The 18285-nt window shown below is 68.0% G+C and carries 27 protein-coding genes and 1 pseudogene; 17 read left to right on the forward strand and 11 right to left on the reverse strand.

Going from position 1 to position 18285, the window contains the following annotated elements; all coding sequences use genetic code 11:
- Window positions 1-16: 16 nt before the first annotated feature.
- From CFP71_RS21255 to CFP71_RS21280, 8 genes and pseudogenes are all read left to right on the forward strand, one after another.
- Window positions 17-829: pseudogene (locus tag CFP71_RS21255) on the forward strand (recombinase RecT); the annotation flags it as partial.
- Window positions 826-960, forward strand: a complete 135-nt coding sequence (locus CFP71_RS45380) for a hypothetical protein (RefSeq protein ID WP_279629233.1) — start codon at window positions 826-828, stop codon at window positions 958-960. The pseudogene CFP71_RS21255 and the gene CFP71_RS45380, both read left to right, overlap by 4 nt.
- Window positions 957-1292, forward strand: coding sequence for a hypothetical protein (locus tag CFP71_RS21260; RefSeq protein WP_093935611.1), 336 nt, complete (start codon window positions 957-959; stop codon window positions 1290-1292). The genes CFP71_RS45380 and CFP71_RS21260 overlap by 4 nt, the downstream gene beginning before the upstream one ends.
- Window positions 1293-1300: 8 nt before the next feature.
- Complete coding sequence (locus CFP71_RS21265; RefSeq protein ID WP_093935612.1) at window positions 1301-2161, forward strand: DUF2303 family protein; 861 nt, start codon at window positions 1301-1303, stop codon at window positions 2159-2161.
- A gap of 27 nt (window positions 2162-2188) precedes the next feature.
- A complete protein-coding gene (locus CFP71_RS43675; RefSeq protein WP_143267139.1) occupies window positions 2189-3067 on the forward strand; it encodes a hypothetical protein in 879 nt (292 codons plus the stop codon).
- Window positions 3068-3369: 302 nt separating this feature from the next.
- Window positions 3370-3573 carry a hypothetical protein gene (locus CFP71_RS21275; protein ID WP_093935614.1) on the forward strand — a complete coding sequence of 68 codons (204 nt, stop codon included), beginning with the start codon at window positions 3370-3372 and terminating at the stop codon, window positions 3571-3573.
- 97 nt (window positions 3574-3670) lie between these two features.
- Window positions 3671-3844 (forward strand): hypothetical protein, encoded by a 174-nt coding sequence (locus tag CFP71_RS44250; RefSeq protein WP_162788250.1) that lies wholly within the window; start codon window positions 3671-3673, stop codon window positions 3842-3844.
- Window positions 3837-4658 (forward strand): hypothetical protein, encoded by an 822-nt coding sequence (locus CFP71_RS21280; protein WP_143267140.1) that lies wholly within the window; start codon window positions 3837-3839, stop codon window positions 4656-4658. Before CFP71_RS44250 ends, CFP71_RS21280 begins: the two co-directional genes overlap by 8 nt.
- Window positions 4659-4716: 58 nt before the next feature.
- On the opposite strand, the gene CFP71_RS21285 is transcribed toward CFP71_RS21280, so the two are convergent.
- The 10 genes from CFP71_RS21285 to CFP71_RS21330 all read right to left on the reverse strand — a co-directional run bounded on the left by CFP71_RS21285 (window position 4717) and on the right by CFP71_RS21330 (window position 7974).
- The gene (locus CFP71_RS21285) at window positions 4717-5097 is read right to left on the reverse strand and encodes a hypothetical protein (RefSeq protein WP_093935616.1); all 381 of its coding nucleotides are present in this window, start codon (window positions 5095-5097) and stop codon (window positions 4717-4719) included.
- Entirely contained in the window at window positions 5097-5276 is a 180-nt protein-coding gene (locus tag CFP71_RS21290; RefSeq protein WP_093935617.1) for a hypothetical protein, read from the reverse strand. Before CFP71_RS21290 ends, CFP71_RS21285 begins: the two co-directional genes overlap by 1 nt.
- Window positions 5276-5677 carry a helix-turn-helix domain-containing protein gene (locus tag CFP71_RS21295; protein WP_093935618.1) on the reverse strand — a complete coding sequence of 134 codons (402 nt, stop codon included), beginning with the start codon at window positions 5675-5677 and terminating at the stop codon, window positions 5276-5278. The genes CFP71_RS21290 and CFP71_RS21295 overlap by 1 nt, the downstream gene beginning before the upstream one ends.
- 103 nt (window positions 5678-5780) lie before the next feature.
- Window positions 5781-6188: a hypothetical protein gene (locus CFP71_RS21300; protein WP_093935619.1), complete on the reverse strand. Its 408-nt coding sequence runs from the start codon at window positions 6186-6188 to the stop codon at window positions 5781-5783.
- The gene (locus CFP71_RS21305) at window positions 6185-6448 is read right to left on the reverse strand and encodes a hypothetical protein (RefSeq protein WP_093935620.1); all 264 of its coding nucleotides are present in this window, start codon (window positions 6446-6448) and stop codon (window positions 6185-6187) included. Before CFP71_RS21305 ends, CFP71_RS21300 begins: the two co-directional genes overlap by 4 nt.
- Window positions 6441-6902 (reverse strand): hypothetical protein, encoded by a 462-nt coding sequence (locus tag CFP71_RS21310; RefSeq protein WP_143267141.1) that lies wholly within the window; start codon window positions 6900-6902, stop codon window positions 6441-6443. Before CFP71_RS21310 ends, CFP71_RS21305 begins: the two co-directional genes overlap by 8 nt.
- On the reverse strand, window positions 6895-7311 hold the full coding sequence (locus CFP71_RS21315; protein WP_093935622.1) for a hypothetical protein: 417 nt from the start codon (window positions 7309-7311) through the stop codon (window positions 6895-6897). The genes CFP71_RS21310 and CFP71_RS21315 overlap by 8 nt, the downstream gene beginning before the upstream one ends.
- On the reverse strand, window positions 7308-7487 hold the full coding sequence (locus CFP71_RS21320) for a hypothetical protein (protein WP_143267142.1): 180 nt from the start codon (window positions 7485-7487) through the stop codon (window positions 7308-7310). Before CFP71_RS21320 ends, CFP71_RS21315 begins: the two co-directional genes overlap by 4 nt.
- A gap of 5 nt (window positions 7488-7492) precedes the next feature.
- Complete coding sequence (locus CFP71_RS21325) at window positions 7493-7693, reverse strand: hypothetical protein (RefSeq protein WP_143267143.1); 201 nt, start codon at window positions 7691-7693, stop codon at window positions 7493-7495.
- Window positions 7690-7974 carry a hypothetical protein gene (locus CFP71_RS21330; RefSeq protein WP_093935625.1) on the reverse strand — a complete coding sequence of 95 codons (285 nt, stop codon included), beginning with the start codon at window positions 7972-7974 and terminating at the stop codon, window positions 7690-7692. The genes CFP71_RS21325 and CFP71_RS21330 overlap by 4 nt, the downstream gene beginning before the upstream one ends.
- Before the next feature lie 171 nt (window positions 7975-8145).
- On the opposite strand from CFP71_RS21330, the gene CFP71_RS21335 reads away from it, so the two are divergent.
- The 5 genes from CFP71_RS21335 to CFP71_RS21360 all read left to right on the forward strand — a co-directional run bounded on the left by CFP71_RS21335 (window position 8146) and on the right by CFP71_RS21360 (window position 13510).
- Entirely contained in the window at window positions 8146-9276 is a 1131-nt protein-coding gene (locus tag CFP71_RS21335) for a DUF932 domain-containing protein (protein ID WP_093935626.1), read from the forward strand.
- An 803-nt stretch (window positions 9277-10079) separates the two neighbouring features.
- Complete coding sequence (locus CFP71_RS21345) at window positions 10080-10817, forward strand: adenine nucleotide alpha hydrolase family protein (protein WP_208636000.1); 738 nt, start codon at window positions 10080-10082, stop codon at window positions 10815-10817.
- Window positions 10804-11187 (forward strand): hypothetical protein, encoded by a 384-nt coding sequence (locus tag CFP71_RS21350; protein WP_236808696.1) that lies wholly within the window; start codon window positions 10804-10806, stop codon window positions 11185-11187. The genes CFP71_RS21345 and CFP71_RS21350 overlap by 14 nt, the downstream gene beginning before the upstream one ends.
- A gap of 213 nt (window positions 11188-11400) precedes the next feature.
- The gene (locus CFP71_RS21355) at window positions 11401-11859 is read left to right on the forward strand and encodes a phage terminase small subunit P27 family (RefSeq protein ID WP_093935629.1); all 459 of its coding nucleotides are present in this window, start codon (window positions 11401-11403) and stop codon (window positions 11857-11859) included.
- On the forward strand, window positions 11819-13510 hold the full coding sequence (locus tag CFP71_RS21360; RefSeq protein WP_093935630.1) for a terminase large subunit: 1692 nt from the start codon (window positions 11819-11821) through the stop codon (window positions 13508-13510). The genes CFP71_RS21355 and CFP71_RS21360 overlap by 41 nt, the downstream gene beginning before the upstream one ends.
- Here the strand turns inward: CFP71_RS21360 and CFP71_RS21365 are convergent.
- Window positions 13500-13958: a hypothetical protein gene (locus CFP71_RS21365; RefSeq protein WP_143267144.1), complete on the reverse strand. Its 459-nt coding sequence runs from the start codon at window positions 13956-13958 to the stop codon at window positions 13500-13502. The two genes, CFP71_RS21360 and CFP71_RS21365, sit on opposite strands and share 11 nt — an antisense overlap.
- Window positions 13959-14033: 75 nt before the next feature.
- Here CFP71_RS21365 and CFP71_RS21370 point away from each other — a divergent pair, with 75 nt between their 5' ends.
- The 4 genes from CFP71_RS21370 (at window position 14034) to CFP71_RS21385 (ending at window position 18235) form a co-directional block, all read left to right on the forward strand.
- Window positions 14034-15479, forward strand: a complete 1446-nt coding sequence (locus CFP71_RS21370) for a phage portal protein (protein ID WP_093935632.1) — start codon at window positions 14034-14036, stop codon at window positions 15477-15479.
- Between the two features lie 3 nt (window positions 15480-15482).
- On the forward strand, window positions 15483-16463 hold the full coding sequence (locus CFP71_RS21375) for a VG15 protein (RefSeq protein WP_093935633.1): 981 nt from the start codon (window positions 15483-15485) through the stop codon (window positions 16461-16463).
- A 90-nt stretch (window positions 16464-16553) separates the two neighbouring features.
- Window positions 16554-17195 (forward strand): hypothetical protein, encoded by a 642-nt coding sequence (locus CFP71_RS21380; RefSeq protein WP_093935634.1) that lies wholly within the window; start codon window positions 16554-16556, stop codon window positions 17193-17195.
- 68 nt (window positions 17196-17263) lie between these two features.
- Window positions 17264-18235 carry an SU10 major capsid protein gene (locus CFP71_RS21385; RefSeq protein WP_236808697.1) on the forward strand — a complete coding sequence of 324 codons (972 nt, stop codon included), beginning with the start codon at window positions 17264-17266 and terminating at the stop codon, window positions 18233-18235.
- Window positions 18236-18285: the final 50 nt, after the last annotated feature.

Below are 18285 nucleotides of genomic sequence, written 5' to 3' on the forward strand. Positions count from 1 at the left end.
CTCGAACACCAAGGCCGCGCTCGCGCAGCGGAAGTCCAGCTCGGCGTCGTCCGGCGGCGGCGACTTGCGCACGCTCATCGAACGGCAGAAGCCGGAGATCGCCCGCGCTTTGCACGGCACCGCGTTGAATCCCGAGCGGTTCACGCGGGTCGCGTTGACCGTGATCAAGCAGAACAACGACCTGATGCGGTGTCGCCCCGAATCGCTCCTCGGTGCGCTCATGACCTCCGCGCAGCTCGGGCTCGAACCCGGCCCGCTGGGCGAGGCGTACTTGGTTCCGTACGGGGACCAGGTGACGTTCATCCCCGGCTACCGGGGCTTGATCAAGCTCGCGTGGAACAGCGGCCAGCTCCGCAACATCTCCGCCCGGGTCGTCCACGAGGCCGACGAGTTCGAGTACTCGTACGGGCTGCATCCCGACCTGGTGCACCGGCCCGCGCGAGGAGACCGCGGTGGCATCACTGATGTCTACGCCGCCGCCACCCTCGTTGACGGCGGGGCCGAGTTCGAGGTGCTCGACGTCGGCAGCGTCGAAGCGATCCGAGGTCGCTCCCGCGCGGGCAAGAAGGGGCCGTGGGTCACCGACTGGGAGGCGATGGCCCGCAAGACAGCCGTTCGCCAGCTCGCGAAATGGCTGCCGATGGCCACGGTCATGAACCGCGCGATCGCGGCCGAGGGCACGGTCCGCACCGATCTCGACGCCGAGGCCCTGGACGACGTCGCCTCCGATTTCGACGGGGAGGTGATCGACGCCGAGCCCGCCGAGGACACCAGCGAACCGCAGCCGTCCGCCGACGAGATCCCGCCCGAGGAGCCCGCCACCCCATGAGACGAGCCACCGACACCGTCCGGCTGATCACGACCATCTTGCTTTGCATCAGCGCAGGAATCAGCCTCGCCCAGAACATCCGGCAGCTCATCCGCGAGGAAACCGCTGCTGCCAAGGAGGAACGAGCATGACCGAAGCCGCCACCAAGGCCACGACGGAGCGCGCCGAGCCGCGCGACTTCGCGGCCTTCCTGATGGAGCACCGGCGCGGGAAGACCCACCAGGAGCTGTCCGAGGCGCTGCGCGACCTCGTGCTGTCCGTGGAGGAGACCCGCAAGGCCGGGAAGATCACGTACACCCTCACGATCCGACCGCAGGAGCGCACGCCCGGGGCCGTCATGGTCGCCGATCAGATCAAGTGCAGCCTGCCGGAGCACGACCGCTCCGAGTCGATCTTCTTCGCCACCGACGCTGGCGAACTCGTCCGCAACGACCCGCGCCAGACCGCGCTGTTCTCGGAGTAGGAGCACCCGTGCCCGACGACACCACCGATCAGACCGCCGCCGTGGTCGCCGACCTCCAGCGCCGTGCCGACGAGGCCACGCCGCCGCAGCCGTTCGACCTGACACCGGAGAAGTCCGTGGTCGTGCGGACGCTGCGCAACGACGAGCGGATCGACACCACCGACCTCGAACGCATGCTGGACCAGCCCCGCAGGCCGCGCGGGACCGCGCTGCTCACCGAGCCGAGCGACTTCGCCGCCTACGTCAACCGGCTGCACTCGGCCTCGACCACGGTGTGGGCCGACCAGGACCACTCGCAGGTGACCGCCACCTTCAACGACCACTCCAACGGCTACACGGCCGGATGGCGTGACCACGAAGCCGTCCTCAAGCTCAAGCGGGACGAGGACTGGAAGGCGTGGATTCGGCGGGACAACTCGCTGATGTCGCAGGAGGACTTCGCCGAGCACCTGGAGGACCGGGCGCACACGATCGTCAACCCGGACACCGCGACGATGCTCGAAATCGCGCTGACCTTCCAGACCCGGCGGAACGCCTCGTTCTCCCGAGGCTCCCGGCTGGACTCCGGCGACGTGCAGCTCTCGTGGAGCGAGGAGACCAAGGCCAAGGCCGGGGCGAGTGGCCGGCTGGAGGTCCCCGCGGAATTCACGATCGCGGTCGCCCCGTTCGTTGGCCTCCCCGCGACCGAGGTCACCGCCCGGCTGCGCTGGCGTATCCGCGAAGGCCAGCTCGGTATCGGGTACCGGCTCGACCGACCGGATCTCGTCGAGCGCCAGGCGTTCGCCGACGTCCGGCAGATGCTGGCGGGCGCGCTCGAAGCACCCGTGCTGCTCGGGTCCGCGCCCGTGCTGCACCACCTCGAACACTGACCGACCACCGACGGGGAAAGGCTCTCAGTGCCCCGTATCCGCACGATCAAGCCGAGCTTCTTCCGGTCCGAGGACGTGTCGGCGCTGCCATTTCGCGCGCGCCTGACATGGATCGGCCTGTGGACGCATTGCGACGACGCAGGCCGCACCAAGGACAACGCCCGGCTGATCAAGGGTGACATCTGGCCACTGGACGACGTGTCCTTGGCCGACATCGAGGAAGACCTGGAGACGCTGGCCGCCCACGAGCGCATTGTGCGCTACCGCGTGGGCGGTCGGCGGTACCTGGAGATCGTCAACTGGAGCGATCACCAGAGCATCCAGAAGCCCACGCCGTCGAAGATCCCGCCCGCGTCGGAAGGCACTCCGCTACCTGTCCCGTCCCCCGACAGTAGGGCTACCGGGGCTTCACCGGAGAAATCCCCAGGTTCTCCACAATCCGCAGGTAGCGAGGCTCCACCGTCGCTACAGCAGGACTCCGGTAGCCCTACCACGGGGAAAGGAAGGGAAAGGAAAGGAAGGGAAGGGGGTGCGCGCGCACGCGGGAGCGCGCGCGAGGCACCGCCCGACGCCGACCAACGCCCACCCGACCGGTGCATCGACCACGAGCACGACCCCGACCCGCCGCCGTGCGGCGTCTGCGCCCGAGCCCGCGAAGCGGCCCAGCGATGGGACCAGCAAGCCACCTCACGCGGCGCAGCCCGCCGCACCGAGCAACAGCGAGCGCGCGCGGCCGACCGCGAACGCGCAATCGCCAACTGCGACCTGTGCGACGCCAACGGCTACGTCGGAACCCGGCTCTGCCACCACGACCCCGAGGCCGCGGAACGCGCCGCACGCGGCATGGAACTCGTCCGTGCCGCACTCAAGACCAGCACCACGACAGCCAGGAGTGATCAGCAGTAGCCAGGGCCACCACGACCCGCACCCGGGCCGAGATCGGCCGAGCCAACCGGGACAAGGGCATCCGCGCCGAGCGCGACGTCGGCCGATACCTCCGTGTCCACGGCTGGCCGGCTGCCGAGCGCAAGGCCGACAACGGCTGGCGCAGCGCCGACCGGACGAGCGCCGACCTCGGCGACATCCGAGGCACCGACCGGCTGGTCTGGCAGGTCAAGGCACGCGGCAACCTCTCCACGCTCGACATCGCGAACATCATCCGCGAGACGAACGACCAGGCCGTCTCCGCCGGGGCCGACTTCGGCATCGTGGTTCAGCGCCGCGACGGCAAGAGCGACCCGGGCACCTGGTGGGCGTGGCTGCCCGCCGGAGACCTCGCCGCGCTCATCGAGTTCGCCCGCGATCCCGACGCTGTCCAGGTTCCGAACGCTCGGCTCGCCGTGCCCGTGCGCCTGGAGCTGGCCGACCTGCTGCCCCTGCTGCACGCGGCAGGCTACGGGGAGGCCGAGTGATGCACCGCCCGCCGCAGCCATCCTGGCCGGAAGCCGCGTTCATCGCGCTCTGCCTGCTCTGCCTCGTAGCCATCGCCGTCCTGTGGGCGGTGATGGTGTGAGCGCACCGAACAGCCTCCCGCGCGCCGGTGCCGTCGGCTTCACGCTGCTGGTCGCGGCCGTGGTGGTGAGCGTCTGGACGTCCGACTGGAAGTGGCTGCTGATCGGCGTCGCCGGGCTGATCACCGCCGCCGTCTGGTCCGCCGCCGAAGGCGGGAACCGTCATGAGTGAGCGGAGCTGCGTCACCGGGTGCGGCAGGCCGACGACCGACATGCTGTGCCCCGGCTGCCTCGCCGAGCTGACCGCCGCGCTGAGGGAACTGATCAGCGACGGCAGCGGCGGGCACGGCCTCCTCGCCGAGCTGGGCATCACGCTCTCCCGGCAGCACACGATGACGCTCGGGACCGGCGTCGGCGGCCATGCCGCCGAGCGGCCGATGCCGTTTCACGAAGCGGCCAGCGAAGTCGGCTGGGTGCTGGCGAACACCATCTCGACCTGGGCACGCGAGGTGCACGAGTGCAATCCGCACCTGCTCCCGCCTGCCGGGTCCACCGCAGGCGCGGTCGCTTGGATGGTCGGCCTGCCCGGACTGCTCGCACTGCACCCGGCGGCCGACGAGCTGCACGACGAGATCACTCACGTCGTCGCTCGGGTCCGCCGGGTCGTCGACCGCCCGCCGGACCGGATCTACGCCGGACCATGCGATGCGCAGGTCGAAGACGGGAGGTGTCCCGATCACCTCTACGCCCGCCCCGGTCAGCGCCGGGTGCAGTGCGGCAGTTGCGGCACCGAACACGACGTCGACGAGCGCCGGAACTGGATGATCAGCTACGCCGCCGACCTCCGCGTCACCGCGACCGTGGCGCTCGGCTGGGCTCGGCTCCTGCTGGACAAGACCATCCCGCGCGGAACCTGGGACTCCTGGGTGAGCCGGGGCAGGATCGTGCCGCACGGCACCGACGGCCGGGGCCGACCGGTCTTCCGCTTCGGAGACGTCCGCGACCTCGCGCTGGCGCACGTGAGTAAGCCACGCCACGTCGCATGAACTTGCCAACGCCCTGACCTGCGTGCAAGATCGGTGTCATCAACGTCCGGCAGTGTGGCTACAGCCCCCGGACAACCTCCCCGTAGGTCCCGTTCAACAGGCTCTCCAGCCTCCCGAGCAGGATCGGAACCTCGCCATATCGGATCTCCAGGTGAGCCCCGTAGGTGATCACCGGCACGTGCACGTTCGCGCGACCCGATTCGAGCGTGATCGCGCACGGGCCGACTGGACGACGAGCGTCCTCCTGGTACGCCTTCGTGGACATGACCAGCTTCAACGCAGCGACGAGACCAGGCAGCGACTCCTCGGGGCAGGAGAAGCCGGTTGTCGGGGACGTGCTCAGATCGCCGGTCTCGCCTCGATGCAGGTAGAAGCTCTCGCGCCGAGTCTCGACCTGCCAGGCACCCGCCTCCGGCGGCATCTCGTGGATGAACCCCATCAGCTGACCACTTCGTCGCTGAACAGGCTGCCTCCCGTAGCGACCGTGTGCCGGACGTCCTTGGCGAACGCGCGGACTTGTTCCGCGAGGTCGTCGCCTCCGAGGTCCCTGATCGCCCTGGCGCTGGCGTCAATCTGGTCCACGAGGCACAAGGCGAGGTACTTCTCGTTCTCGGTCATCAGTTCACCGCCTCGGCGTCCACGGTCTTGACCGCGAGAGTCTTGCCCTGGTTGTCCACCAGCTCGACCCGGTACGGCTCGCCGGCTGCGACGCCGATGTCCTCGGGGCGTACGCGCTCCGGCATCTCGTAGTCCGGCGGCACCGCCTTGCGGGCGTGCTCCACCCACCTGTCGGCCGCTCGGTCGAACACGCCGATCACCAGAAGCGTCGGGAAGCCGAACCGCTCACCTGCCGCGTACCGGCGAACGGTGTCCTCGGCCAGCACCAGCGTGGTCCCCGCGTAGGCGGCAGGGAGCTTGCCTTCCTTGATAAGCGTGTTCACGTACTGGCGCGAGCACCCCAATGCTTCGGCTGCCTCCGTAGTGGAGACCAGCCGAGGGATCAGCGGGTCACGTACCATCCGGGTGTCTCCCTGCCTTGCTGACTCTTTGCAGGAAGACACGATAGCCCCGGCCGCCTCGCGACCGGGGCTGTCGCTTGTCACGGTGTGTTCGCCTCCTCGATCAGAGCGGGATGCGGATGGCCTCTTCGGCGGCCGGATTCAGCAGGTACGCGGGCAAGGTCTCCCGCCCTTCGGAGAGCGCCCGGTAGATCCGGTGCCATCCGTCGATGACCATCCAGCCGAATTCTTCGCCGGACGGACTGCTCAGCGGCGCGAGGATGATCGGCTTGCTGAGATCGGTCTTCGTCATCGCGTACTCGATGTCCACCCGGACCTCGATCAGCTTCAACCGGCCCTCCGGCGCGGGCTTGAGCGGTAGGAACTGCTCCATGCCGGTGATCAGCACGTGCTCGTGGAAGGTCGCCACCGAGTCGTGGACCTCCAGCAGCTCGTGCGCGCGTTTGATGCACCACCGCCAGGCGGCGAAGTGGAACACCTGGCAGCCGTTGTGTGTCGGCGAGTGCTTCACGGCAGATCACCCCAGCCGAACATCTCGCGGGTCGCCTGGTCGAGCACGAAGGGCATCGGCTTGCCCTCGTGCATGTGGATGAGCGTCGGCTCACCCCAGCAACCCTCGGCCCAGCGGAAGTAGCTGCCGTGCCAGACCATGCCGGGGGCCGCCGGATGCGTCGGCTCCCGGACATCGGTCACGTGGAAGTAGTTGCTGGTGAACCCGAGCTGGACGATGTCGCCCTGGTTTACCGAGATGATCGCGAGCGTCTTATCCATCGGTGCCCGCCTTCTCGTCCAGCCGACGCAGCGGTCCGCAGATGTTCTCGCGCAGCGCCTCGTACAACCCGGTAGTGATGACCACCATCGCCACGTTCACCGGGACTCGGTGAACGTCCGCCGTCTTCCGTACCGCGCGCTTGACCAGCCTCTCCCAACGACCGGTCTCGATCAGAATCGCGCACATCCCGCACGCCGCCCAGTCACCTCGACTGTGGTGAGTGGACGCATGCGGAACCCGGAAGTCGTTGGCGGGCAACACCGCGACCGGGTTGTCGGCGAGGCAGAAGTCGCATTGCCCACGCCAGCCATCCGGTGCTTCGACCGGTGCCGGATCGTGGTCGGCATTGACGTGGGCCGGATGGACGTACCCAACGCCGGACTCGTCGGTGAGCGTGTCCAGCGCTCGGCTGCACATTGCGCAGATGATGGACTTCGCCTTCGGCTTACTCATCGTCGTGGCCACCCAGATCCAGCAGCTCACGCAGCGAGGCGAAACCCTCGCCGTCGTCGATGCGCTCGGCCGCCCGCGGCTTGAAGTATGCGCACACGTAGAGGTAGCCGTAGCTTCGCCGGGGGTTCGCTTTGATGGCGGCGCGGTCGTCGTCGAACAGCGTGATCTCGCGGTCGCTGCCCACGAAGATCTCGCCCTCCTCGAACATGGCGGTCGCCTTGGCCATCCACGCGTCACCGCAGTGGTCCCGCAGGTACCCGGTCAGGGTGTGGTGGTCGCCGAAGCCGGACTCGCGGTCCGGCGGAACGTCGATCCCGAAACCGTCGCCGACGATCGCCCGGCAGCCCCACGCGGTGGTGACCCCGGACGGAAGTCCTTTGTTGTAGCCAAACCTGAGCTTGCCGCTCATCGAGCATCATCCTTTTCGTTGACCACGGCGGCGAACGCCGTGGCGAGTGCTTTGAGGACGGCTTCCGCTTCGCTCCACTGCTCAGCAGTGCCCGCGTACTGGAGGAAGCCGCCAGGGAAGACCCGGACCAGATGGGTACGGCCGTCCGGGAAGACGACCGTCCCATCGATCCGCACGGGCTTCACGCCGCCGCCCGCGGGAGGTGCAGGGTCGCGGTTCCGTCGCGGCGCTGGACGTTCACCGTCCCGCGACACACGGAGCACTTGCCGGACACTCGGCCGTCGAACTTTTTGCCGAGGTGCGACAGCGACCGGAGGTCGGTGGCTCGTTTGTACGAGCCACCGCAGCGGTTTTCCTTGGTGATCCGAGCCATTCCGGTCACCGACCGCCCCTCAGAACGATTTCCTCCTGGCGGATGTAGGAGTCCTCGGTGAGCACGCAGGCGGCGATGCCGATGTAGTACTCCCGGCGGGCGTCGGTGAGCTTGGCCCAAGCGATCACGCCGCCCCTTCCGTCGTGGCAGTCGGTGCCGCCGTAGTAGGCCGCTTTCCCTACCCGTTCCGCCTCTTCCGGTGAGAGCTGTTCGACCGTCCGGGGTTCCGCCCGGGGTGGCCGGGGAGGTTCGTGGTTCGGCCGGATGTTCCGGCCTCTCCGGAGCTTCACTGCCTGTCTCCCTTGCTGTGTGGTGCCTTGCTGACTCACCGATCATCAGCATCGGTGTTTACCTGAAGCAAGCTACTGTGTCTTGAATCACAGTAAGTTGCTTGAAGTAAACTCTGGTGTGCATGCTTGTGGAGTCAGCAAGGCAGCCACAACACACCAGGGAGATTCCAAGTGGCACATGAGCTTGAACTGTTCGCCGATGGCAGCACCGCTTTCGCTGCCGCCCGTGAGCCGGGCTGGCACCGGCTCGGCACCGTGGCCCCCGGTCCCATGACCGCACAGGAAGTGCTGGATCTGGCCCAGTTGTCCAACTGGAACATTCGGAAGTCGCTCGGTCTCACCGCCGTGGTGCCGGGTGAGAAGTGCCAGGAGTGCAACCGAAAGATCGGTGCCAAGCACACCCAGAAGTGCCCCGTTCCGCAGGAGCCGGACCGTGGTTCTGATGATCTGGTGGTGTCCGAAGAGGACACCGCACAGCTTCTGCCCGTGGATGGATGGGTGAGCACCTACCGGACCACTCCGGTCACCGGGGAGCTTCAGAATCTCGGCATCGTGTCCGGTGAGTACCCGATCATTCAGCCGGAAGAGTTCGCCGAGTTCATGCAGACCATTGTGGACACTTCCGGTGCTGTGTTCGACACCGGAGGTTCGCTCCGCAATGGTCGGGACATCTTCCTCACCATGCAGCTTCCGCAGGCCGTGACCATCGGTGGTGTCGATGAGATCGGCCTGTTCATGGCCGGTTTCAACAACTACTCCGGACAGGGGAAGCTCAAGGTGGTCACCACCCCGGTCCGGGTGGTCTGTGCCAACACCGAAAGGGCTGCACTCCGCAACTTCCGCAGTGAGTACACCTTTCGGCACAGCAAGGGGCTACAGGGCCGGATCGCCGAAGCCCGTGAAGCCCTCAAGATCAATTTTGAGTGGACAGAGGTCTTCAAGGCCGAAGCCGAAAGCATGATCAACACCAAGATGTCGGCCGACACCTTCGGTGACCTGATCAAGGCCGTGTGGCCGGAAAAGTTCTCGAAGCCCTTGGATGACTGGAAAAAGCCCGAGCATGACCATTGGGACTCGCTCAATGGCCTGTTCAAGAATGCCGACACCCAGGAGAACATCCGGGGGACCGTGTGGGCCGGGTACAACTCGATCACTGAGTACCTGGACTGGGAAATTCCGGTCCCCGGTGTCGGCACCGATGCCGCCGAACTGGCCAGGGCTGACCGTGCTTTCCTCGGTCAGTACAACAAGCTCAAGCACCTGGCCTTTTCCAAGTCGCTCGACATCGTGGCCGCCAAGTGACCCACCGTGCCGCTCAGTGCCCCTCTGCCGAACAGGTAGGGGGGCACTGCCCTATCCCGGGTTTCCCTGCCGCTGGTGTATTTCCGGCCGCTGAGAGCCCCGTGCAGGTGTGTATTTCGGTCCCCCTGGTGTCCCTGCCCCTGGTGTATTTCCGTTGCCCTGTAGGGCAGGCAGGGGGCAAGGCATGCCGTACCGTGCCCCCGCACCGTGCACCGTGCCCGGTTGTGGTGAGCCTGCCCCAGGTGGGGGCCGCTGTGCTGAGCATGCACAGCAGGCAGCAGCCCGCCGCAGGCTCGACCCTGCACAGCAGGGGTACCGCACAGCAGGGCACCGGGCATTCCGGGCCGCAGTGCTCGACCGTGACCCCGTGTGCCGATGCACCGATGCCGGGTGCACCGGGCATCCGGGCCGCCCGTGTGTGCAACCGTCCACAGTGGCCGATCACTGGCCGGTCACTCGTCGGGCACTCGTCCGGCAAGGGCTCGACCCGGACCGGCCGGAGCATGGCCGGGGACTCTGCCAGCCGTGCCACAACCGATACACCGCCCGGGACCCCGTCACCCGTGGAGGAGGGACCCGGTGAACCGGGCCGCGCCGACGAGGCCGCCGACCGACCGCCGGTCCGGAAAGTGCCGGCAGTTCCCGCCCGCGCCGGAACGGACTCGGCCGCAGCCCGCGCTCGCCGCGGGACCCAGGGGGGCACCCCTCCCCACCCCCGGCAAGGCCGATCGTCAGCCAGGCCCGTCCGTGTCCCGACAAATTTCCGACACCGCTCCGGCACGTCGGCCGGGAGGTGGTAGCCGGTGGTGATCAACCCGAATGCCGATCAGACCGCCCCGGTGCTTATCGACGGGGTCACGCCGTCGGCCGAGATCCGGGAGGAGCTGGCCCGCAAGGGCATTCCGGTCCTGCTGGCGTTCAGCCGGGGGAAGGACTCGCTCGCCGCTTGGCTCGCCCTCCGGGATGCGGACGTGGAGGTCCGGCCGTTTCACCTGTACCTCGTGCCGGGTCTTGAGTTCGTGGACGAGTCGCTGGTGGACTACGAGAAGTTCTTCGGAACGACGATCCCGCAGCTTCCGCACCCGAGCCTCTTCCGGTGGCTGAACAACCTCACGTTCCAGGTCCCCGAACGGCGGCTGATCATCGAAGCCGCTCAGCTTCCCGAGCCGGACTACGTCGACATCTCACGGGTGCTGTGCAGCGAGTACTACGACCTCGACCCGGAGGTCACCTTCACCGCCGACGGCATCCGTGCCGCGGATTCCCCAAACCGCCGCACGGCGTTGAAGGGACACGGCCCCGTTCGGGAGCACGTGATGAAGGTGAGCCCGGTGTGGGACTGGCGTATCCGGCACGTCCGCGCCGCGCTCGCCGACCACCGATGTCCGCTGCCGGTCGACTACGAACTGTTCAACCGAACCTTCGACGGCCTGGATCTCCGCTTCCTGGCCCCGATCAAGGAGCGCTTCCCCCGGGACTACGAGCGCATCTTGGAGTGGTTCCCGCTGGCGGACTTGGAGCTGTTCCGTGCCGGACTCTAACGACGACGTGATGGCCCAGCTCGCCGGTTCGGCCGCCCCGATGGGCGGGTCGAACGACGACCTGTTGGCCCAGCTCAACGCGGAGCCGGAGCCGGACCCGCTGGCCGATGTCGAGTACACCGGAGACGTACCGGAGGACTCCCGTAGGGAGCTGACAGCCCTACAGCAAGGGTTCCGGGACCGCGCGAAGCGCGAGGCCGAACGATTCCGCCTGGCAACCGACTCCGAGTACTGGTTGGCGATCTGCTTCAAGTCCCGCGAGGACAAGGAGAAGTTCCTCCGGAACGCGAAGCTGCTGCACGTCGGCGACAAGTACATGGACGGCTACGCCGTGGCCCGCCTGCTCGGCGTGCCAATGGACGACGAGTAAGGGAGAGGAGGAGACACCATGCGTCGGACGCTCACCCGCGTCAGCGGGGCGATGATCCGGGGTGCCGCGCGTCGGCTCGGCATCCGGTCGCCGGGTGCTGCCGGTGGCCGCAGCTCCGGTACCTGATCCCCTCGAACCACGACGAAGCCCCCGACCCCCTTCCCCCTCGGTCGGGGGCTTCGTCGTGCCCATCACCCGTGAAGGAGGTCGAACGTGGGAGCACGCGGTGCGAAGCCGAAGCCGACAGCGCTCAAGGTGCTGCACGGCGACCGCCCTGACCGGATCAACCACGCCGAGCCGATCCCGCCCGAGGGCGAGGTCCAGCCGCCCGCCGAACTCTCCGACGACGCCCGCGCGGTCTGGGACCGGCTCGCGCCGGGCCTCATCACCGTCGGCGTCCTGACGAGCTGGGACATCGACGCCTTCGTCATCGTCTGCGAAGCCCTCGCGCGCTACCGGCAGGCGACCAAGCTCGTCAACGGCTCCGCGCTGCTGGTGCAGGGGCCGAACGGCTTCGTGAAGAACCCCGCGCTGGTCGTTCAGCGTGAGGCCGAGACGACGTTCGCGCAGTACGGCGCGAGGTTCGGACTCACCCCGTCCGACCGCACGCAGTTGAAGGTTGACGCTCCGGGTGCCGCCAAGGGGCCGAGCGCCGAGCGCCTCCTCTCGTAAGCCTCGGCTGCCGGAGTGCGGGTTCACCCTCGACGGGCGGACCTGCCGCAAACGCGGCGATCACTTCTGCCGACCGCGTGCCGCGCATGCGGTCGCGTTCTGCTCCGAGCTGTGTGTCCACACGAAGGACAAGTGGGCTCGCCGGCCGTTCGAACTCGCGTCGTGGCAGCGCAAGGACATCATCGAGCCGCTGTTCGGCGAGGTCACGTGGGACCCCGAATGGGAGTCCTACGTTCGCCGGTACCAGATCGGCTGGATCGAGCTGGCGCGCAAGAACGGCAAGAGCGAGCTGCTGGCGTTCATCGCGCTCTACCTCCTCGTCGGTGACGGCGTGGAGGGCGCGGAGATCTACGGCTGCGCGATGGACCGGGGCCAGGCCGCGAAAGTGTTCGATGTCGCGGCGCGCATGGTGAAGCTGTCGCCGGTCTTGTCCGCCCGCCTGGTCGTGAAGGACCACATCAAGCGGATCATCGACGAACGCACCGGCAGCTACTACGAAGTGGTCGCGGCCGACGCAGCCGGGAACCTCGGTCACAACCCGCACGGCGTGGTCTTCGACGAGGTGCTGACCCAGCGGGACGCCCGGCTGTGGGACGCGATGCGGACCGGTATGGGCACCCGCGCGCAGCCCATGATGATCGCCGCCACCACGGCCGGTGACGACCCGGCCAGCTTCGCCCGCTCCGAGCACGACGAGTGCGTTCGCATCCAGGATGACCCGGACCGCGCCCGGCACCGGTTCGCGTACGTCCGCAACGTTCCCGAAGACGCCGACCCGTGGGACGAGAAGAACTGGGCGCTGGCGAATCCCGCGCTCGGCGACTTCCTCTCGATCCGGTCGCTACGCCAGGAAGCGGCCGAGGCCAGGAACGATCCGTCCAAAGAGAATTCGTTCCGGCAGTACCGGCTCAACCAATGGGTGCAGCAGGCGCACAGGTGGATGCCGATGCACTTGTACCGGCAGTGCGCGGGCACCGTTGCCCCGGCACCGGACTGGCTGCGCGCCGAGCTGGCCGGACGCCGGGCCTACGGCGGACTCGACCTCGCGGCCAAGCTCGACATGACCGCGTGGTCGCTGCTCATCCCAGACGGCCTGGACGGCGTTCCGTCGATGCTCTGGCGGTTCTGGCTGCCCGAGGCCGCGGTGCGGTTCCTCGACGGCCGGACGAACGGCCGGGTCTCCCAATGGGCTGACGGCGGCTGGATCACCGTCACGCCCGGCGACGTCATCGACTACGACGTGATCTACGCCGACATCGCCGAGGACTGCCGGACCTTCAAGGTCATGGCGGCCGGATACGACGAGTGGTCCGGCGAGCCGGTCCGGCAGGAGATCCAGAAGAAGACCCGGATCGACCTCGCGCCGATCCCGCAGACCTACCGGGGGCTCACGTTCGGCATGACCGAGCTGATGGCGCTCACCAAGTCCCGGAACTGGACGCACCACGCCAACCCGGTCGCCGAGTGGTGCTTCGACGCCGTGGAGGTCCGCCACCCGGCCGGGGACGCCGACCAGCTCCGACCGGACAAGCCCGACCGCCAGGCCGTCGGCAAGCGCATCGACGCCGTGCCGACGGCTGCGATGGCGATCACGCGCTGGCGCGAGCTGGCGCAGAAGCATGCCCGGTCGGGCCGGATGGTCATTCGGTGATCGGCGGCTCACCGGCTTCGTCCAGGGACTCGTCGGTGCCCTTCTTCGCGAGCGCGAGCACCGTGTTCGCGACCTCGGGTGTCATCTTGAAGCGGTAGGTGTCGCCGACCTGGTCGCGCTCGAACGGCACCTGCCCGCCAAGGCGTTTCTGCGCAGCGCCGAGCATGCCTGCTCCCTTCCGGCGGTCGATGCTGATCATGTCGCAGAGGTGCTTCCAGTCCACCCAATCACCTTGCGCCACAAGGGATTCATGGGCCAGCGCCTTGAGGAACGCGCGCCAGTGCTCGTTGACACCGCTGTTGTAGGCGTTCGCGACGGCTTCTGGGGCGGTCGGGTCACCAGCTTCCTTGGCGGTAGCTTGTGATGCGTAGTTCGCTGCATGCTTCGCCATCGCGGGAATGCTCCAATCTGGGACTGTAGCGGTGAAAGTCACCCAGTTCGTTGTCATGTCGACTCCTCATCAGCCGCCGGTCTAGATACCTCTAAGGTACCTTGAAGATACCTTGCGAGCAAGGGGGTGCCTGTGGCGACTGGCGACGTGCCCTCCGCGATCGACATGCAGTGGATCAACCGGCTGACGCTCGCGCACAACTACGAGCTGCCCGAGCTGCGCAGGTTGCTCGACTACTACGAGGGACGCCAGAAGCTCTCGTACATGCACCCCGAGCTGGAAGCCACGCTCGATGAGCGGGTTCGGCAGGTGGTAATCAACTGGCCGCGTCTGGTCGTCGACGCGCTGGAGGAACGGATCGACCTCAACGGTTTCCGCCTCGGCGGAAAGCCGGACGTCGACCGCGAATTGGACCACGTCGCGCAGTACAACGACCTGGACGCGGGATACCAGCAGGCGCACGTGACCGCGATGGTCATGAAGCGGGCGTACGCGATCGTCGGCACGAATCCGCGGCGCGCGGACGCGAAGTACCCGCTGGTGACAATCGAGTCGCCGCTTGAGGTCCACGTCGAGCTGGACCCGGCCACGCGCCGGGTGATCGCGGCGATCAAGCGTTGGCACGACGTCGCGCCGGACGGCGCGCTGCGCTGGTACGTGACCTTGTACCGGCCGGACTACACCGTGACCTTCGTGGCCGCGCCGGAGGCCGGTGGCTACGTCGAGGTGTCCCGCGATGACCACCTGCTCGGCGAGGTCCTGGTGGTCCCGATCGTGAACCGGCCGCAGCTGTGGGCTCCGCTGGGCACGAGCGAGCTGGCCGACGTGATCCCGCTGTCGGACGCGGCCTGCAAGGTCGCCACCGACATGATGATCAGCGGCGAGTTCCACGCGATGCCCCGGCGCTGGGCGCTCGGCTTCGACGAGGACGACTTCACCGACAAGGACGGGAAGAAGGTCTCCGTCTGGCAGACCATCGCGGGCAAGATCTGGTCGACGTCGAAGACGAAGAAGGACGACGGGGTGGAGGTCGGCCAGTTCAACGAGGCCGACCTGACGAACTTCCACAACACGCTCCGCGCCTTGGCGACGATGGTGTCCACCGTCTCCGGGCTCAGCCTGCACAACCTCGGCTACTCCAGCGATAACCCGGCCTCCGCCGACGGCATCCGCGCGGCCGAGGCCCGGCACGTGAAGCGTGCCGAGCGGCGGATCAAGGGCTTCGAGACCGCGTGGGAGCGGATCATGCGCCTGGTCATGCTGGTGCGCGACGGCTCGGTGCCGGACGACGCGCGCTGGATGGAGACTTCCTGGGCGGACTGCGCGACGCCGACGTTCGCGCAGAAGTCCGACGCGGTGGTCAAGCTCTACCAGGCCGACAAGCTGGTGCCGCGCAGGATGGCTCGCCGGACCCTCGGATACAGCCCGACTCAGATCGCCGACATGGAGCGTGAGGACCGCGAGGACGTCACTCGCACGCTCTACGACCCGGCGACCGAGTTCGGCATGAAGCCGTCCACCGACGATCCGCCGGCGAGCGTCCGCGCTCCGGAGCCCGTCGGCGCGGGACGGGCGTAACCGGTGACGGTCGCGCTCGCGCCCCGGGCCGGGCTCGAACACCTCGACGCCACCCAGGTCGTCGTCCGTCGACAGGTCGACCAGGTCCAGCGGGCCTGGCGGGGCCTGGACCCCGGCGGTCTCCGCGCGAGCTTCACCGCGTTGGTCGGGCCGGTCATGCTCGCCGCGATCGCCGCAGGACAGGTCGAAGCCGCCGCGTTGGCGACGCCGTACGTGAACGCTGTCCTGGCCGACGAGCCACCCGACGCGGTTCCGCCGTCGATCTCGGCCAGCGCCTTCGCCGGATTCACTTCGGCGGGGCTACCGCTCTCGTCCCTGGCAGACCTCCTGATCGTGCGGCTGCTGACCGAGATCGGAGCGGGCATGTCCACCACGGACGCGATGCTCGCCGGACTACGCCGCGCCCTGACCTACACGGCCACGGAGATCACCGACGCCGGACGCACCGCGACGCACGTCCGGCTCATCGCCGACACACGCGCGGCCGGGTATGAGCGCGTCGTGAAACTGCCCGCCTGCGACCGCTGCATCATCCTGGCCGGTCGGCTCTACCGTTACTCGCAAGGCTTCCGGCGTCACCCTCGATGCGATTGCACGATGATGCCGGTAACCCGCCAGCAATGGCGGGAGTCCAATATGGACAACCATCCCCGTGCCCTCTTCGACGCGATGAGCGAACACGAACAGAACGTGCGCTTCGGCGCGGGCAACGCTGCCGCGATCCGAGCCGGTGCCGATCTCTCACAGGTCGTCAACGCCCGGCGCGGTGCCCTGCCCGTTGCCGGGCGTTGGACCACCACACAGGGCACCAGCTCCCGGGGCCTGGCCGGAACGCGGGTGGGCGAGCTGCGCAAGCAGCCCGGCCGCCGCTACCGGATGTCCCAGGCGTCCCGCCCCACCGCCGGACAGGTCATCAACGACTTCTCCGGAGGCACCCGCGAGGAGCTGACCGCAGCACTCCGCCGCTACGGCTACCTGCTGTGACTCTCGCGCCGCACGGCGCTCACCACCCCACAACACCGGGCAGGCGCACGCCGACGCCCGGCGATCCCGCACGGGAGGAACACCACAGCCATGTCCGACACCACCGACGCGCCCGCGGAAAGCGGGAACACCGACACCAGCACGCAGCAGACCGAGCCCGAGCAGCAGCCGGCCACCTCCTCGCACGGGCAGAAACCCGAGCAGGACGAGGAGAAGGACTTCCGCAAGCTCTACGAGCAGGCGGTTACCCAGTCCCGCAAGTGGGAGTCCCGCGCTCGCGAGAACCGCGACAAGGCGAAGAAGTGGGACGAGGCCGAGGAAGCCAACCGCAGCGAGGCCGAGAAGTCCGCCGCACGCGCCGAGGCGGCCGAAGCTCGCGCCAAGGCGGCGATCACCGCCGCGATCAACGCGGAGATCCGCGCCGCCGCCCACGGCTGGGCCACCCCCGCCGACGCCCCGCGCTACCTGGATGAGAAGGACCGTTACGTCACCGACGACGGCGAGATCGACACCAAGGCGATCTCCGAGGACGTGGCCGCGGTGCTCAAGGAACGCCCGCACCTCGCAGCGGCCGAAGGCGGCCGTCGGGGACCGAACCCCGATCCAGGGCAAGGCCACCGGGGCGGCGTCTCGGTCGCGGACCAGATCCGCGAAGCCGAGGGCAAGGGCGACCATCGGGAAGCGCTGCGGTTGAAGACCCAGCAGTTGCTCGACCGCAAGAGCGGTCGATGAGGTGCTGAGCCGGTGCCGAGCGTCGCAAACCGCTCAGGAGTGATCACTGAATTCCCGGTATCGCTGGAATGCTCGATACGTTCAACAGCCCGAATTTCGTCGGGGAACTGTTCGGCGTCACGCCGACCGACACCCCACTGCTGTCCTCGATCGGCGGCCTGACCGGCGGCCAGTCGACGGACAGCACGATCTTCACCTGGCAGTCCTACGACCTGCGGGACCCGGACGCCAACCGGCAGCGCCTCGAAGGCGCTGACGCTCCGGCACCCGAGGCCCGCAAGCGGCAGAACGCCTTCAACGTGGTGGAGATCCACCAGGAGGCCCTGTCCATCAGCTACACCCGCGAAGCGGCGAACGGACAGTTCGCGGGCACCGGGTCGGCCGTGCCGACGTCGGCAGGTGTCACCGGCACCAACCCCGTCGGCGACGAGCTGGCGTGGCAGACCCAGCGGCACCTTGAGCAGATCGCCCGCGACATCGAGGTCAGCTTCATCAGCGGCACGTTCGCGCAGCCGACGGACAACACCGCGCCCCGCAAGACGCGCGGCCTGCTCCAGGCGATCCAGACCAACGTGATCACCCACGCCACCCCGACCGCCCTCACCGAGGACGTCGTGGTCGATCTCCTCCAGGAGACGTGGGAGAACGGTGGCATCTCGGTCTCGGAGACGGCGACGCTGGTCTGCGGCGCGCACCAGAAGCGCATGCTCACCAAGGCGTTCATCACCGACAAGGGCTACCGCGAGCAGACCCGCAACGTCGGCGGCGTCCAGCTCCAGACGATCGAGACGGATTTCGGGCGGCTCAACATCATGTTGAACCGGTACATGCCCACCGACACGGTGGTGGTCGCGAGCCTGGACGAGCTGGCCCCGGTCTTCCTGCGCATCCCCGGCCGCGGCTTCCTGTTCACGGAACCGCTGGCGAAGACCGGCTCCAGCGACAAGTACCAGATCTACGGCGAGGTCGGCCTGCGCTACGGCAACGAACGCAACCACGGCAAGATCACCGGGCTCTCCACCACCTCGGAAGGGGCGTGATCCGCATGGGAGGCCAGCCGAGCAAGGGCACTCCGAAGGACAAGCGGATC

The sequence above is a fragment of the Amycolatopsis thailandensis genome (assembly GCF_002234405.1).
In the GTDB taxonomy this organism is placed as follows: Bacteria; Actinomycetota; Actinomycetes; order Mycobacteriales; family Pseudonocardiaceae; genus Amycolatopsis; species Amycolatopsis thailandensis.